General features: G+C 45.7%; 14 protein-coding genes. 5 read left to right on the top strand and 9 right to left on the bottom strand.

Translation table 11 applies throughout. The annotated features are described in order from the left end of the window. Positions 1-39 precede the first annotated feature (39 nt). Positions 40-231: a hypothetical protein gene (locus NFI81_RS14350; protein WP_082213612.1), complete on the bottom strand. Its 192-nt coding sequence runs from the start codon at positions 229-231 to the stop codon at positions 40-42. 155 nt (positions 232-386) lie between these two features. Here NFI81_RS14350 and NFI81_RS14345 point away from each other — a divergent pair, with 155 nt between their 5' ends. Then, the gene (locus NFI81_RS14345; RefSeq protein ID WP_234611767.1) at positions 387-1847 is read left to right on the top strand and encodes a gluconokinase; all 1461 of its coding nucleotides are present in this window, start codon (positions 387-389) and stop codon (positions 1845-1847) included. 62 nt (positions 1848-1909) lie between these two features. Here NFI81_RS14345 and NFI81_RS14340 read toward each other — a convergent pair whose 3' ends face one another. From NFI81_RS14340 to NFI81_RS14320, 5 genes are all read right to left on the bottom strand, one after another. Then, positions 1910-4288 (bottom strand): TonB-dependent receptor, encoded by a 2379-nt coding sequence (locus NFI81_RS14340; RefSeq protein ID WP_234611768.1) that lies wholly within the window; start codon positions 4286-4288, stop codon positions 1910-1912. Positions 4289-4484: 196 nt separating this feature from the next. Then, the gene (locus NFI81_RS14335) at positions 4485-4892 is read right to left on the bottom strand and encodes a c-type cytochrome (protein ID WP_234611769.1); all 408 of its coding nucleotides are present in this window, start codon (positions 4890-4892) and stop codon (positions 4485-4487) included. Beyond that, entirely contained in the window at positions 4892-6067 is a 1176-nt protein-coding gene (locus NFI81_RS14330; RefSeq protein ID WP_234611770.1) for a PQQ-dependent sugar dehydrogenase, read from the bottom strand. The genes NFI81_RS14335 and NFI81_RS14330 overlap by 1 nt, the downstream gene beginning before the upstream one ends. Positions 6068-6097: 30 nt before the next feature. After that, complete coding sequence (locus tag NFI81_RS14325) at positions 6098-7093, bottom strand: aldo/keto reductase (RefSeq protein WP_234611771.1); 996 nt, start codon at positions 7091-7093, stop codon at positions 6098-6100. Positions 7094-7219: 126 nt separating this feature from the next. After that, positions 7220-9502, bottom strand: a complete 2283-nt coding sequence (locus NFI81_RS14320; RefSeq protein ID WP_234611772.1) for a GH92 family glycosyl hydrolase — start codon at positions 9500-9502, stop codon at positions 7220-7222. Positions 9503-9651: 149 nt separating this feature from the next. Here NFI81_RS14320 and hslU point away from each other — a divergent pair, with 149 nt between their 5' ends. After that, positions 9652-11049: an ATP-dependent protease ATPase subunit HslU gene (gene hslU / locus NFI81_RS14315; RefSeq protein ID WP_234611773.1), complete on the top strand. Its 1398-nt coding sequence runs from the start codon at positions 9652-9654 to the stop codon at positions 11047-11049. Positions 11050-11126: 77 nt separating this feature from the next. Here hslU and NFI81_RS14310 read toward each other — a convergent pair whose 3' ends face one another. The 3 genes from NFI81_RS14310 to fmt are packed head-to-tail and all read right to left on the bottom strand — an operon-like array spanning position 11127 to position 13397. Then, positions 11127-11915 (bottom strand): alpha/beta hydrolase, encoded by a 789-nt coding sequence (locus tag NFI81_RS14310; protein WP_234611774.1) that lies wholly within the window; start codon positions 11913-11915, stop codon positions 11127-11129. 41 nt (positions 11916-11956) lie between these two features. Next, entirely contained in the window at positions 11957-12454 is a 498-nt protein-coding gene (locus tag NFI81_RS14305) for a dihydrofolate reductase (protein WP_234611775.1), read from the bottom strand. A 22-nt stretch (positions 12455-12476) separates the two neighbouring features. Beyond that, positions 12477-13397 carry a methionyl-tRNA formyltransferase gene (gene fmt, locus NFI81_RS14300; protein WP_255717297.1) on the bottom strand — a complete coding sequence of 307 codons (921 nt, stop codon included), beginning with the start codon at positions 13395-13397 and terminating at the stop codon, positions 12477-12479. Between the two features lie 231 nt (positions 13398-13628). Between fmt and greA the strand changes: the two genes are divergently transcribed. From greA to NFI81_RS14285, 3 genes are read left to right on the top strand one after another with little or no spacing between them, the layout of a single operon-like run. Next, positions 13629-14111, top strand: coding sequence for a transcription elongation factor GreA (gene greA, locus NFI81_RS14295; RefSeq protein WP_234611777.1), 483 nt, complete (start codon positions 13629-13631; stop codon positions 14109-14111). Positions 14112-14139: 28 nt separating this feature from the next. Further along, on the top strand, positions 14140-14538 hold the full coding sequence (locus NFI81_RS14290) for a hypothetical protein (protein ID WP_310589226.1): 399 nt from the start codon (positions 14140-14142) through the stop codon (positions 14536-14538). Positions 14539-14594: 56 nt separating this feature from the next. Continuing rightward, positions 14595-15665 carry a M42 family metallopeptidase gene (locus NFI81_RS14285; protein ID WP_234611778.1) on the top strand — a complete coding sequence of 357 codons (1071 nt, stop codon included), beginning with the start codon at positions 14595-14597 and terminating at the stop codon, positions 15663-15665. Positions 15666-15683: the final 18 nt, after the last annotated feature.

The following is a 15683-nucleotide window of genomic DNA, read 5'->3' as shown; positions in this document are numbered from 1 at the left end:
CTTGTATAAGCGTCAGGTCAGCTCTTAACGAGCTGCTGATCAATGATGATCGTCGCCGTGATGACTGTTGTCTTTGTAAAATGCTGCGAATGTCACAACCAATCCGATTGTTCCCAAAATGAATGTAAACAGATCAGCAAGTACAGCCAGCAAAAGGAAAAGAATGATAAATGCTGCGACGTAAACTCCGCTTGAAAGTGAGCTGGATTCGTTATGTGTTGTATCGGACATGGTCAAATGTATAAAAATCTTATGCGTTTATTTCTGCGAAAATAACAAATCCATGCCAAGTTGTTGGCAAGATTTCAGATTTTTTGATTTGTTTTAATTAAATAATCGGGCTGCCCGAATGGGTTTGCCCGGCCATTGCTTTTAAATTTAACAAAATGCCCTACATCATAGGTTGTGATATTGGTACAACAAATGTAAAATGCGTTGCTTTTGATTCCGTTTCAGGAGACATCCTGGCCTCACACAGTGAAAGTTATGAAATGTATCACCCCAAGCCGGATTGGAGCGAGCAGGATCCGGATGAAATTTACGATGCGGCCTGCAAAACCATAAAAGCGGTCGTCAAGGCATGCAAAGGGCGACATAAGCTTCTGGGCATCAGTTTCAGCGCTGCCATGCATGGTGTGCTGGCATTGGATAAGGATGGAAAACAGCTTACGCAACTCATTATCTGGGCAGATAACCGCAGTTCCGACATTGCGCTGAAACTCCGGACTTCGAGCGTAGGCAAAAAGATCTATTTTAACAACGGAACACCTGTCCACGCCATGACCCCGGTGTGTAAATTGCTATGGCTGAGGCAGAATGAACCACAATTATATAAAAGAACAAACCGTTTTGTTGGTATAAAAGAATACATCATTTACCGCCTGACAGGCAAATTCGTGATTGATTATTCCGTTGCTTCAGCCACGGGCATGTTCAATATCCGGGAATTGCAATGGGATGCTTACACACTCAAAAAGCTTGGTTTGACGGCTGACAAATTGTCCACAGCGGTTTCCCCCTATCACGTTGAAAAAACGCCTGCTAAAAACGATGCGGGTTTGCCGGAAGGAACGGATTTGATCATGGGTGCAAGCGACGGTTGTCTTGCCAATCTGGGGAGTGGCGCAGTTCAAACAGGCTCCATGGCGGTTACCATCGGAACGAGTGCAGCGGTCCGTATTTGTTTTAGTAAACCCTATTCCGACCCGCTCATGCAAACTTTCTGCTACGTGCTGGACGAACATACATTCATTATAGGAGGGCCTTCAAATAATGGGGCTGTTATTTTTGAATGGTTAATGAATACATTTTTCCCAAAAGAAGAATTTGACACGGTTTTTGAGGAAGCCACGAAAATCGATCCGGGCTCGGATGGACTTCTTTTTTATCCCTATTTGCTGGGTGAGCGGGCGCCGCTCTGGAGTTCAACGGTCCGTGGCGGATTTACCGGACTGGATATTCAGCACACGCGGGCACATTTTGCAAGGGCGGTCATGGAAGGCATTTTGTTGAATCTATTTGGAATAGGCAAAATCCTGATGGAAATGCAGAAAGTGGACACAATCTATGCCAATGGCGGTTTTGCACGCAGCCCGATCTGGGTTCAAATGCTTGCTGATGTTTTTGGGAAAACTGTAAAATTGAATGATACGGTCGAAACGGGTGCCGTAGGCGCTGCGATGATGGGGTTGAAAGCACTCGGCATTTACGAACATTACTCAGAAATGAAAGCTTTTACAACAGTAGGGCAGGAATTTGACCCAGTTTCAAAAGTGCATAAATCCTATGATGCGTTAAGTGATAGATTTGTAAAAGGGGCGCGATTAATGTTGGCGCATGCCGTTTGAAAAACAAAACGGGCATTCAGGATTTTGATCGCTGAATGCCCGGAAAATGTTCAAAAGGGATTTTAGAACTTATAAGCCAATCCCAAACGATAGTTTCTTGGCGCTTCCGATTGCGTGTAGTATGCACCCAAATAGTCGTAATAACTTCCGCTGTACAGATATTTATCCAGCACATTGAACACATTCAATGTAAGTCTGATCTTATCCCTTTCCCAGAAAACGCCGCCGTCCAACTTGAAATAATTAGGCAGGTTTTGCTCATTATTGGTCGTGCTCCAGTTCGAGGTGGCGCGGTCGATCAGATAAGTGAATCCGCCGGATAGGCCAGTGCCTTTCAATGCGCCTTGCTGGATTTTGTAGCTAAGCCATCCATTTACATTGTGTTTGGCAAAACCCGGAATAACGTCGCCCACTTTAATGGACTGAACACCCTCAGTGACTTTTGTTACTTCCGAGTTCGTATAAGCATAGTTTGCAGTCAGGTTAAGGCCTTTTGCAATGGTTCCGCGAATATCAAATTCAACACCCTGTGCGCGTTTTTGACCTAAAACAACACTTAATCCTGAATTAGCAGGGCTTAACGGATCGGCTGTGATTTCATTGTTTTTTACAATGCGATAAAAGGATAATGTCGTGTTCCAGCGCCCTTCTGCCCAATCCCTCTTGAAACCCAGCTCGCGGTTGCTCCCCGTGATTGGCTTAGCCGTTCCGCCGCCTCTCAATTTTCCGGATTGTGGTAAAAATGCTTCGTCATACAAAGCATACACCGAAGTATTTTTGTCAAGAGAAATGCTTAATCCAACCCTTGGCGTAAAATGACTGGCTTTGTCCGGCGACCCGCCCCAGGCAGACTGGCTTACATGCGTGTAACGCCCGGCCAATGTCAGCCTGATTTTGTTATCGATAAAACCGAGCTCATCCTGCAAATAAATTCCGGTGTATTTCTGATCCATGGTTCCTCCGCCCATTACTGCCCTTGCTTCCAGGTTTAGCGTGCGATCCCAAACCGGATAACCGTTATTGGGCGTTCCATAATAGGGATAACGGGGATCAAACAAACCTCCAAGCGTATCCAATGCATGTGATTGCGCCCAATCCGCGAAGTAATTTTTTGTTCCAATGTCAATACCACCCAAAATTCTGTGCTGCACACCGCCGGTTGTTACCGAACCATTGATAAATGCCTGTGCTAGCGTCATTTCGCTTTTTGCATCCCAGATTCCTACGCTGCGAACCAGTCGGGCATCCGCACTAACGGAGTCAGGCCACATGCTAGATCCTGTTTGCTGATAATTGAAGTAACCGACCTGCGCGGTAACTTTCCAGTCGCTGTTGATCTGGTGTTGCAGGTTTACGAAAAGGCTCTGATCTTTGATTTTGGTTGGATCCAGTCCCGGAGGCATCGCCGTGAAATCTCTTGGTAATGTTGCGTAGCCGTCTGTTGTAAAGACATAATAAGAGCCTACATCAGACATTTTTGCGTATTGCATGTTGTATTCCGCGGTCAGCTTTGTCTTATCGTCCAGCTGGTAAGAAATTACCGGTGCAATGCTGTAACGGTTGTTATATTCGAATGAGCGGTGCGAATTTTTGTTCTGGCCTGCGATGTTCAGACGGTAAAGCAGCTTGCCGCTTTTGTCCAGTTTGCCATCCAGATCCAATGTTGCGCGGTAGAAGTCAAAGCTTCCCATCGTCAGCGACAATTCGCCTTTGGTTTCTCCCGTAGGCTTTTTGGTAACCACATTATAAAGACCGCTCGGATCGCCGTTTGCCAGCATAAATCCAGCCGGGCCCTTTACGAATTCAATGTGATCCACGAAGCTCATGTCCTCGGTAAGCGGCCCCCAGAATGAGCTTACGACATTAAAACCATTGCGGAAAGCCTGGATTTGCGAACCGCGCATGGTGATGTTGGCATACATATCACCCCAGTGTTCCAGGCGCGTGGCACCGCTTACGTTGCGGATCAAGCCGTCGCTCATGCTGATGATCTGCTGGTCGGCTAACACTTTGGAAGTTACAACCTGCACATTCTGAGGAGTTTCCAAAATGGGCGTCAGCAATTTCAGACTTGAAGAAACTTGGTCAGATTTGTAGGGGTTTCCGCCTTTTACGATAACTTCCGAAAGTTGATTGGCGCTTTCAGACAAGGCAAAAGAAACATTGACCGTTTCACCCGCGATAACTTCCACCGATTTTTCCTGTGTTTCCAATCCCACGAAGCTTACGAGCAGCGAATAAGTGCCTGGTTTCACCCTTTCAATAACGAATTTACCCATTGCATCGGAAACAGAGCCTTTTGAGCTTCCCTTGATTCCGACAGAAACTTGTTCCGCCGGTTGGCCATCAGAGCTTAGGATTTGGCCCGTAATTCTGCCATTTTGAGCTAATAGAGCGGAGGCGGATAGTATGATCAGGAGAAAAGTATAAATTTTTAGCATTTTATTTTAAATTGGTCTAAATAATTATTTGGTTGGCAAATATCGTACGGCAAAATTTTCGATACAAGCGTTTATTTGGATTTATTTAAAATAGCGTAATGGCGATAATGTCGCAAACGCGTTTACAGTGGGTGAACAACAAAAAGCAGGACCATTTGTGACGTGATCCTGCTTTTCGGACAAATTTGGATTTGACTTACTTCTTTTCCTTGATTTCGTCAACCATCTTTTCGGTTATCATCTTCTTTTCTGACGAATTTCCCCAGGTGTTCATGATATAGTTGGTAACGTCGGCGATCTCATCGTTACCCAGGCCTGGATTGGGCATCATATTGTCATAATCCACGCCATTGACTTTGATTTTACCTATGAGACCGAATTTGATTGCCTTGATCGCACTTTCTGGTGTTTCCATGAGATAATCGGACTTTGCCAAAGGCGGAAAAGTAGCCGTAACGCCTTCGCCGGTGCCCATATGGCAGCTGATGCAGTTTTCCGAATAAACCATTTTACCCCGCTCGATGCTCTTGGCCAGCTCGTCGTCCTGCGGGAAGATTGCGGAGCAGCAAACGACCGCTGTTAATAATGCAAATATCTTCTTCATTAAGATTTTGGGCTGATACGGACAACTTTACCGGAATTTTCAAGTACAACGTAAATGTTGCCATCCCACGCCTGGCGCACATCCCGCACGCGGCCGATTTTATCAAAAATGATCTCACGGCTGATCACCTTATTACCCTTCACCACCAAATGTTGCAGATACATGAATTTGAGTGAGCCAACCAGCAAGTCGCCATTCCAATCTTTGAACTTATCGCTCGTAACGAAAGTCATTCCGCAAGGTGCGATGGATGGTTTCCAGTATACAACCGGCTGTTCCAAGCCGGCACGCGCCGTGTCTTTTGATATAATGCTGTTGTCATAATCGATCCCGAACGTAATCAGCGGCCAGCCGTAATTCTTTCCTTTTTCAATGATATTAAGCTCGTCACCGCCTTGTGGTCCATGCTCGTGTTCCCAAATTACGCCCGTAGTCGGGTGAATGACCATGCCTTGCGGATTGCGGTGGCCGTAGGTCCAGATCTCGGGTCTTGCGCCCGCGGTGCTTACGAAAGGATTGTCATTCGGAATTTTTCCATCTTCATGCAAACGGACCACTTTTCCCTGATCTCTTCCCAAATCCTGTGCATTTTGCTTTTGCCCACGCTCACCCAGTGATAGGAAAACGTAACCTTTTTTGTCAAATACAATGCGACCTCCATAGTGAGGGCTTCCTTTTACATTTGGGATAGCCTTAAACAATGGCTGAATGTCGGTAAGCGCATGGTCTTTTAGCTTTGCACGCATTAATGCTGTGTTTGCGCCGCCATCTTCTCCTTCTTCGCCCGCTGCTTTCGGGGATGAATAGCTGATATAGATCCAGCCATTTGTCTTATAATCAGGATGTAATGCAACGTCCAGCAAGCCGCCCTGTCCTTTGTAAAATACCTCAGGAATGCCGGTAATTTCTTTTGGATCCAGTTTTCCACCCGTTACAAGCCGTAATTTTCCACCGCGCTCGGTTACCAGCATATCGCCGTTTGGCAGTAATGCAGAAGCCCACGGCATGGTAAGACCCGAGGCAACTGTATCCACTTTCAGATTGGCTTCGGATAATTTCTTTGGCTTTTCCGGTTCGAAACCGCTGTTGCTCATCAATCCGATAGAGGCGGTAAGCATCAATCCTCCCAATGCAACGGGAAGATATTTTTTTAATAAAGGAATGTTTTTGTTCATGAATTAAGGTGAATAGATGTTTGATTTAGATTATTTTACAAGTTCGAGTTTGTCCAGTTCCCCGGTAATGGTCTTAATTTCTTCCGGGCTGATAGTAATCTCCATGGCGGCTGCATTCTGCAATGCCTGCGTTGCGTCCCTTGCACCCACCAATGCAATGCTTACGCCCGGTTGCTCCACGGTCCACCTGAGAACGAGCTGGCCAATCGTTGCATTTTTACTGTCGGCAATCGGTTTGATCTTGTCCAGAAATGCATTAACCCTTTCCAGGTTTTCATCTTTGTAAAAATAAATCGAGGCACGGTGATCGTCCGCAGCGAATTGATGGCCAGGCTTCATTTTTCCGGTCAGTAATCCGCGTTCCAACGGGCTGTAAGCCACGATTGACTTGTTATTTTCAATGCAATAGGGCACGAGTTCTGGCTCAATTTCCCGTTTCACCATGCTGTACGGGACCTGATCCGAAACCAGATCAATATACTGCGCTGCTTCACGCATTAATGCCACATCATAATTACATACACCAGCATGCCGCACTTTTCCCTGTTTGATTAGTTCCGTAACGGCCTCCATTGTTTCCTGAATCGGCGTGGTTTTGTCGTGCCAATGTATCTGATAAAGGTCAATATAATCCGTTCCAAGGCGTTTCAGGCTGTCTTCACATTCCTTAATGATGCTGTCTTTGGCTGCATATTTATAAATGTCAATGTCTTCGCCTGCGTTGTTTTTGCTGTGCATGGCAAAATCTCCTTGTGTAAGGTCCCAGCGCATGCCGTATTTGGTCAGGATCTGAACTTTGTCGCGGGGCAGGTCTTTAATGGCTTCCCCAACAATTTCCTCACTTAATCCCTGTCCGTAAACCGGCGCGGTGTCTATGGAGGTAACCCCTGCATTGTACGACGCCTGAATGGCCTTAACCGCCTCACTGCGCTCCGTTCCACCCCACATCCAGCCTCCCGCAGCCCAGGCGCCAAAAGTAATCACCGAAACTTCCAGGTCAGAGTTTCCTAGTTTCCTGTATTGCATTGTAAATTGGTTTAGTTTTTTAGGTTTTTGTCAAACAATTATTCCACTTCCCGGAACACTTCACCGAAAAGTGGAATAATGATCGAATATTAATATTAAAGTGTCAAACAGAGCTGTTACGGCACTTTATTTTGTCAAAGAAAAAGGAGCAGCGTCCGCACTTGCGCCCCAGGTTTTGGAAGGCTGGCTGCCCATATTGAACTGGACCGAGCCGCCTTTTTGAATGTCGGCGTGTTCGAGGAATGTTTTGCCATACGTTTTACCATTCAGCGAAGCGCCCTGAATGTACATGTTGGCATCATTTGAAGCTGGCGCCTGCACAGTGAATTTTTTGCCGTCCTCCATAGTCAATGTCGCTTTCTTGAAAAGCGGTGAACCGATCACATATTGCGTGGTCCCGGGAGTTACCGGGTAAAAACCCAGGGAAGAGAACACATACCAGGCCGAAGTTTGTCCATTATCCTCATCACCGCAATAGCCGTCCGGCGCTGCCTGGTAAAGCTTGTTCATCACCTGACGTAGCCAATATTGTGCCTTATAAGGTGCTCCTGCATAGTTATAAAGGTAAATCATATGCTGGATCGGCTGGTTTCCGTGCGCGTAATTGCCCATGTTCATGATCTGCATTTCGCGGATTTCGTGAATTGGAAAACCATAATAACTATCGTCGAAAATCGGGGGCAATGTGAAAACCGTGTCCAGTTTCTGAACAAATGCTTCCCTGCCGCCTACCAAGCCTATCAAGCCCTTTACATCCTGAAAAACAGACCATGTATAGTGAATGCTGTTCCCTTCAGTAAATGCGTCGCCCCATTTGAATGGGTTAAATGGCTTTTGAAACTGGCCGTCTTTGTTTTTGCCGCGCATCCATTTTGTTTCAGGATCAAACACATTGCGGTAATTCTGGCTTCTTTTGAGATACAGATCCACTTCTTTCTGTGGCTTTTTCAGCGCAGTTCCCAATTGTGCAATGCAAAAATCGGCATAAGCATATTCCAGCGTCCGCGCCGCATTTTCATTCACTTTTACGTCATAAGGAACATAACCGAGTTCATTGTAATATTCATGGCCGAAACGGCCCACTGAACTCACTGGACCCGCATTCTCTGTATTTTTGATCACCGCTTCGTAAAGCTTGTTAATGTCGTAACCACGGATCCCTTTAACGTACGAATCAGCAATTAATGACGCCGAGTTGGAACCGATCATACAATCGCGGTGGCCGGGGCTGGCCCATTCAGGCAGGTAACCGCTTTCATCGTAAGCATTGGCCAATCCCTCCATAATGTGCGCATTAAGCGTAGGATACATCAATGTAAAGAATGGAAAAACCGCCCGGAATGTGTCCCAAAAGCCATTGTCAGTAAACATATAACCTGGTTTCACTTCACCGCTATAAGGACTGTAATGAACGATCTTGTTGGCCTTATCAAATTCATAAAACTTCCTTGGGAACAATAACACGCGATACAGGCAAGAATAGAATGTGCGGATCTGATCTTTGTTGTCACCCTCCACCTGTATACGTGACAGCTCCGTGTTCCAGGCTTGGCGTCCTTTTTCTTTTGTAGCCTCAAAATTGTCATTGGCAATTTCGCGCTGCAAATTCAGTTCAGCCTGCTCGGGACTGATGAATGAAGAGGCCACTTTTAAGCCGATCTGCTCTCCTTTTTTTGTTTTGAAACCAACAACCGCACCTACGTGGCCAGCTTTCAGCTCCAATGTGTCTTTGGCTAATGTTTTGCCATGAAAAGCGGAAGAGAATGTAAATGCCTTATCAAAAACGACCACAAAATAGTTTTTGAAATTAGCCGGAACGCCACCACTGTTTTTGGTGGTATAACCGATTATCTTGCGCTCGGCAGGGATGATTTTAATGTAAGAACCTTTGTCAAAAGCATCAATAAGCACAAATGAGCTGTCGGCTTGCGGGAAAGTGAAGCGGAATTGCGCTGCTCTTTCTGTGGGTGCAATTTCCGTGGTAACGTCGTGATCGGCCAGATAAACCTTGTAATAATGTGGTTTCGCAACTTCGGCTTTATGGGAAAACCAGCTCGCGCGGCTTTCTTCGTCAATTTTCGGCTTTCCTGTAACAGGCATGATTGAAAATTGGCCGTAATCATTGATCCACGGACTGGGCTGGTGGGTCTGTTTGAAACCGCGGATTTTTTCTGCGTCATACATATAAGCCCAGCCGTCACCCATTTTGCCCGTTTGAGGCATCCAGAAATTCATCGCCCATGGCAATGCAATGGCGGGGTAAGTGTTACCGGATGAAAGGCTGAATTTGGATTGTGTTCCCATCAGCGGGTTCACAAGGTCGACAAAGTCGTTATCGGCTGGCTTTTGAGCAAAAAGGAATGATGTGGTTGCAAAGACAAGGTTAAGGGCTTGCAGGATTTTTTTCATATTGTAAACAAATCTTTTATACAGAAACATGAAGAGAAAACAAAGGTAGCATGACATTTTGTACCGGCATAATTCTTTACAGCCATATTTAATAACGAAGCATTTTTAGAAAGAAACCAACAATAAATTACGTATTGATATAAATCACAATGACTGAACACTTAAATCGCCTAACCCCACGTCAGATCGTTTTCGAGCTTGACCAGTACATCATCGGACAAAATGACGCAAAGCGCAATGTTGCTATTGCATTAAGAAACCGGTGGAGGCGAATGAATAGTCCCGAGGACATACAAAAGGAAATTATTCCAAACAATATATTAATGATCGGCGCGACGGGCGTCGGTAAAACGGAAATTGCACGCAGGCTGGCTAAAATTGCGGATGCGCCATTTGTAAAAGTAGAAGCTTCCAAATTTACGGAAGTGGGTTACGTGGGACGCGATGTGGAAAGCATGGTCCGTGATCTGGTGGAACAAGCAGTAGGCATGGTAAGAACCCAGAAAAAGGAAGAAGTGAAGCTCAAAGCCGAGCAGGCTGTTGAAGACATTATCCTGGATGCACTTATCCCGCCGGTTCATGGTTCGAGTTCCGTTAAAATAAAAGCAGATAACAATACGAACGAAGTGATGCCTGAGGATGATGCCGAACTGAACCAGCGTACAAGAGAACGTTTCCGCGAAAAGATCAGAAACGGGGAGCTTGACAGCCGCAAGATCGACATTGAAGTGCAGCAAAATCAAGCGCCTAATGTAGGCATGATCGGCGGCGCTATGGACGATGTTTCCATGATGAACATTCAGGAAATGATTGGTAACATGATGCCGCGCCGGGGTAAAAAACGTAAAGTGACCGTGGAGGAAGCCAGAAAAATCCTGTTGGACGAAGAAGCTTCCAAGCTGATCGATATGGATGAGGTGAAGATGGAGGCGATCAAAAAAGCCGAAAACCTGGGAATCATTTTTATTGATGAAATTGACAAAGTGGCGTCCAGCAGATCGGGTGGAGGCAGCGGCCCGGACGTGAGCCGCGAAGGCGTGCAGCGCGACTTGCTTCCGATCGTGGAAGGAAGCGCGGTAAATACCAAGCACGGCGTTATTAACACGGACCACATTCTGTTCGTTGCAGCAGGCGCATTCCACGTTGCAAAACCATCGGACCTGATTCCCGAGTTACAAGGACGGTTCCCGATCCGCGTGGAATTGAGCAGCCTGACCGAATCTGATTTTTACCAGATCCTGAAAACGCCTAAAAACGCCCTTACCAAGCAGTATGTGGCCATGATGGAGTCGGAAGGCGTTGAGCTGGAATTTGAAGACGGCGCGCTTCGGGAAATTGCACGGATCGCTTTTGAAGTGAACAGCGAAGTGGAGAACATTGGAGCTCGTCGTTTGCAAACTGTGATGAGCCTGTTACTGAATGACTTTATGTTTGACATTCCAGACGTCATCGGCGCGGATTCTCACATTGTAGTCACGGCGGATCTGGTTTCTGAAAAACTTTCTGCTTTGGTGAAAAACAGGGATTTGAGCCAGTATATTTTGTAAACGGACATTGATTATAATGAAGAGGGAGAGCTGGCTTAACGCTGCTCTCCCTCTTCTTTTATAATGTTGTCAAGTAATTATTCTTCAAAAAACAACCATTTCAGCGCAATTGGAAATTCCTTGCTCCATTGCGTTTCGGTATGTTCACCCTCCGGATCAATCGAACTTTTAATTTTCACACGTTTGTAACCGAATCCTTGATTTTCAAGCGTTTTATGAAACTTTTCGAAGTTAGGAAGCATGTTAGCACCTTCTTTTCCACCGGCATATAAATAAATCCGCGTTTCAAAAGGCTCGAAGAAGTGAATGGCGTCAAAATAAACCTTTTGTGAAATCCATAGTGAGGGCGAGAAAATCATCAGCCTACCAAAAACCTGCGGGAACATTAATGCTGCATAGGCACTCAATAACCCACCCACTGAACTTCCGCCCATGCCTGTATTGAGCCTGTCCGGCTTTGTGCGGTAATTTGCGTCAACATGCTTTTTGAGTGTTTCAACAACGAAACGAAGGAAAAGTGAGCCCAAACCCTTACCGAGACGCGGGTTATCATAAGGAGAAAATTCATTGATCCGCTCTTCTTCGCCATGATCGATGGCAACAATGATCACATCTGCTTTATTTTGCTCTGCCAGCAGTGCCAGGCTTTTGTCAATTTCCCAGTTTCCGTAAGGTGAGCCGTCTCCAAATAGATTTTGCGCATCCGTCATATATAGCACCGGATAACGCTGTTCCGGCTTTTCGTAATAATCATGTGGCAAAAGCACATGAACACGACGCTTTTTATTTAGCTGAGGAATTTCAAATGTCTCTGAAAGTACCTCGATGACAGGTGATAGTGCTGTTTTTTCTTCTAAAACTTGCATTGTGCTGATAGTCACTGTGGGTTATATGCCAAAGGTACTTATTAAAATTTTTGTTTAATGTAATTTACGAATGCAAATTTCCATTTATGTCGCTCATCCGCTTCATGCACAATCCGTTCGGACTCAGTCCATGCGCCGCGGTCTGTAATCTCGAAAAGCGTATCGCCGTCCATGACGGTTTCGACTTCGGTAACATAAAGCCGGTCGGCCAGGGGCAAAGCCTGCTTGTAAATTTCCCCACCGCCGATAATGAATGCTTCTGTTTGTTCGATTCCCCGGGCAATATGCAGCGCTTCTTCCAGCGAATGCGCAACAAGAATGCCTTCTACATTAAAATCCTTTTGACTGGTGATCACGATGGAAGTCCGCCCGGGCAATGGTTTTCCAATGGATTCGAAAGTTTTCCGGCCCATGATCATTGGATGGCCTAATGTAAGCTGCTTAAACCGTTTCAAATCATCAGGCAATCGCCAGAGTAATTGATTATCCTTTCCTATAACGCCGTTTTCCGAAACGGCCACGATGATTGATATGAGCATTGTACGTTGTTAAAAAATTCGATCAAAGCCTATTCCCCCTCAAAAAATCCCCGATCTCCATCCGCTTCTTGCCTTCCAATTGTAAAACTTCAATCGAAAGCCAGCCGTTGCCGGTTCGGAAATAGAGATAGGATTTGCCATCCGTTCTGAATTGGCCGGGCATATCGCTTTCCGGGAAATCCACAACATTGGATTTGAAGATTTTGCAGGAAAGACCGTTAATGGTCGTCCAGGCGGCCGGGTAAGGTGATAGTCCGCGTATGAAGTTGTGAATTTCTTCCGCCGGTTTATGCCAGTCGATTTCGCAGGTTTCGCGGAAAATTTTTGGAGCGGAACGGATTTCCGCCGGCTCTTCCTGTGGTTCCTGCGGATAATTGCCTGCTGCTATTGCCTGAACCGTTCTAACAACCAGTTTTGCGCCTTTTTCCATCAGGCGCTCGTATAATGAACCGGCGTCGTCTTGAGGGTAGATCGGCTCTCTGTCCTGGTATATGATCTTCCCCGTGTCAATGTCTTGTTCTATAAAAAATGTGGTTACGCCGGTTTCCTTTTCTCCGTTAATAATCGCCCAGTTTATGGGCGCCGCACCACGATACTGGGGCAACAATGAACTGTGTAAATTGAATGTGCCCTTTGGCGGCATGCTCCACACCACTTCTGGCAACATACGGAATGCTACAACCACTTGCAAGTCTGCTTTATAAGACCTTAACGCTTCCAGAAACTCAGGATTTTTCAGTTTTTCGGGCTGCAAAACAGGGATGCCCCGGGCTTCTGCGTATAGTTTTACCGGCGATGCGGTTTGCTTTTGCCCACGGCCTGCGGGCTTGTCCGGCACAGTAATGACAGCCACTACATTAGAATTGCTTTCGACCAGACTTTGTAAACTTGGGACCGCAAATTCGGGTGTTCCCATGAAAATTATTCTTAATGGGGTTGACATAGATTGTTACCGCTTTTGGATAAAAAATGGTGATACCATTTACAAATATTGTTATTTTTGTCGTTCTTAACAGAAAATTATGATCCAGACGAAATCATATACGAACCGAAAAGACAGGGTCTTCTAGCCTTCTACTACGAGTGTTGTTACTCTTGTAGAGCGGTCTTAGAGCCGTTCTTTTTTTTTATCAAATTTTCAAAATTTTAAAGACTTGTAAACCAATTTAAGGTCATGGCTAAAATTTCATACTATACGGAAGAAGGATTAAATAAGCTGAGGAATGAGCTGAATGATATGAAAACAAAAGGCCGCACGGAGATTGCAAAACAGATTGCAGAAGCGCGGGATAAAGGTGATTTGAGCGAGAATGCAGAGTATGATGCGGCGAAGGATGCGCAGGGAATGCATGAAATGAAGATCGCCAAGCTTGAAGAGATCATGTCAAATGCGCGGGTTATCGACGAGTCGTCGATTGATACTTCGCAGGTTGCGGTGCTTTCCAAAGTGAAGATCAAAAACCGTAAGAATGGAATGGAAGTTACATACACTTTGGTTTCAGAAGAAGAAGCGGACCTTAAATCGGGCAAGATCTCAGTAGGATCGCCGATTGGAAAAGGTTTGCTGGGGAAAAAAGTTGGAGACACTACCGAAATCAAGGTTCCTGCGGGATTGATGGAATTCGAAGTCCTGGATATCAGCAGGTTCAGCGAGTAATTTCGCAAGGCATAAATAGGATGTTGGATTGCAGAATGTTGACCATTCGCAATCCAACATTTTTGTTTTAAATTGGTTTGGATCAGGAATAGCCGCTATGAAATTCAAAGGGATCTTATTGAGTGTTTCCTTCCTTCGGGTGGAGGGCATGGCGTTGTTTCCCTTCATTTTAGTAAGAAAAAAACCTTGCAGCCGCTTCCTGATCAACCACGAGCAAATCCATTTGCGACAACAGCTTGAATTGGGTTTGATTGTCTTTTATATTTGGTATTTTGCCGAATATTTAGTCCGCCTGATCCAGTACAAAAAACATTATCTCGCCTATCTCCACATTTCGTTCGAGCGCGAAGCATATCAGCATCAGGGAGATTTGGATTATCTCAAAAAACGGCGATTATGGGCCTTTTGGGGCTATTTAAGACAATAGTTTGCGCCAGAAACGGCGTTATTCAACAGCATTTCAGTAAGTAATTTTGATAAAATATGTCAGATCAAAGCAGAGAATTTCTTTATAAATACCTGAACAATGCATCGCCGACCGGGTTTGAAGCAAGCGGTCAGCAAATATGGCTGGACTACATAAAGCCTTACATTGAAGAGACTATTATAGACGTCTACGGAACGGCTGTCGGGGTGATTGGCGGAGGCCAGGATTACAAGGTTGTAATTGAAGCACATTCCGATGAAATTTCGTGGTTTGTCAACTACATTACCGACGACGGTTACATTCACGTACGCCGCAACGGAGGTTCGGATGCGATCATTGCGCCTTCCATGCGGGTGAATTTACACACAGCGAAAGGCGTTGTAAAAGGCGTTTTCGGCTGGCCCGCAATACACGTTCGGGATATCGCAAAGGATCAGGTGCCTAAGGTTCATGAATTGTTTATCGATGTCGGCGCGTCTAAAAAAGACGAAGTGCTGGAAATGGGCATTCATGTAGGAACGGTTGCCACATTTGCAGACGGACTCGACGAGCTGAATGAAAAATATTACCTCGGACGCGCGCTGGACAACAGAATGGGCGGTTTTATGATCGCCGAGGTGGCGCGTATGCTGCATGAGAACAATGTGCGGTTGCCCTTTACATTATATGTTGTGAATGCGGTGCAGGAGGAAATTGGCCTGCGCGGCGCGGAAATGATCTCGCGCCGTTTGAAACCAAATCTGGCCATTGTTACGGACGTTACGCACGATACGCAGTCGCCGATGTACAACAAGAAGGAGCAAGGCGACCTGAAAAGTGGTGGCGGACCGGTTATCTGCTACGGGCCGGCTGTGCAGAACAATGTACGCGACCTGCTCATCCGCATTGCCGATGAGAAAAAGATCCCGTTCCAGCGCCAGGCAGTAAGCCGTTCAACGGGAACAGACACGGACTCATTTGCTTACTCAACCGAAGGCATCGCCTCGGCATTGATTTCCCTTCCACTGAAATACATGCATACGACCGTGGAAATGGTTCATAAAGAGGATGTCAAAAACGTAATCCAACTCATGTATGATGTCTTGCTGTCTTTGAAAGGAGACGAGGACTTTCGGTATATAAAGTAATTTTATAACACACACCAA

Source organism: Dyadobacter fanqingshengii (assembly GCF_023822005.2).
Lineage (GTDB): Bacteria > Bacteroidota > Bacteroidia > Cytophagales > Spirosomataceae > Dyadobacter > Dyadobacter fanqingshengii.
This window is presented reverse-complemented; position numbering and strand designations above follow the sequence as displayed.

Coding starts and splice junctions, on each gene's coding strand:
- NFI81_RS14305 (WP_234611775.1), bottom strand. CDS start 12,454: ATGCTCATATCAATCATCGTGGCCGTTTCGGAAAACGGCGTTATAGGA.
- fmt (WP_255717297.1), bottom strand. CDS start 13,397: ATGTCAACCCCATTAAGAATAATTTTCATGGGAACACCCGAATTTGCG.
- NFI81_RS14335 (WP_234611769.1), bottom strand. CDS start 4,892: ATGAAGAAGATATTTGCATTATTAACAGCGGTCGTTTGCTGCTCCGCA.
- NFI81_RS14330 (WP_234611770.1), bottom strand. CDS start 6,067: ATGAACAAAAACATTCCTTTATTAAAAAAATATCTTCCCGTTGCATTG.
- hslU (WP_234611773.1), top strand. CDS start 9,652: ATGACTGAACACTTAAATCGCCTAACCCCACGTCAGATCGTTTTCGAG.
- NFI81_RS14345 (WP_234611767.1), top strand. CDS start 387: ATGCCCTACATCATAGGTTGTGATATTGGTACAACAAATGTAAAATGC.
- greA (WP_234611777.1), top strand. CDS start 13,629: ATGGCTAAAATTTCATACTATACGGAAGAAGGATTAAATAAGCTGAGG.
- NFI81_RS14320 (WP_234611772.1), bottom strand. CDS start 9,502: ATGAAAAAAATCCTGCAAGCCCTTAACCTTGTCTTTGCAACCACATCA.
- NFI81_RS14310 (WP_234611774.1), bottom strand. CDS start 11,915: ATGCAAGTTTTAGAAGAAAAAACAGCACTATCACCTGTCATCGAGGTA.
- NFI81_RS14350 (WP_082213612.1), bottom strand. CDS start 231: ATGTCCGATACAACACATAACGAATCCAGCTCACTTTCAAGCGGAGTT.
- NFI81_RS14285 (WP_234611778.1), top strand. CDS start 14,595: ATGTCAGATCAAAGCAGAGAATTTCTTTATAAATACCTGAACAATGCA.
- NFI81_RS14340 (WP_234611768.1), bottom strand. CDS start 4,288: ATGCTAAAAATTTATACTTTTCTCCTGATCATACTATCCGCCTCCGCT.
- NFI81_RS14325 (WP_234611771.1), bottom strand. CDS start 7,093: ATGCAATACAGGAAACTAGGAAACTCTGACCTGGAAGTTTCGGTGATT.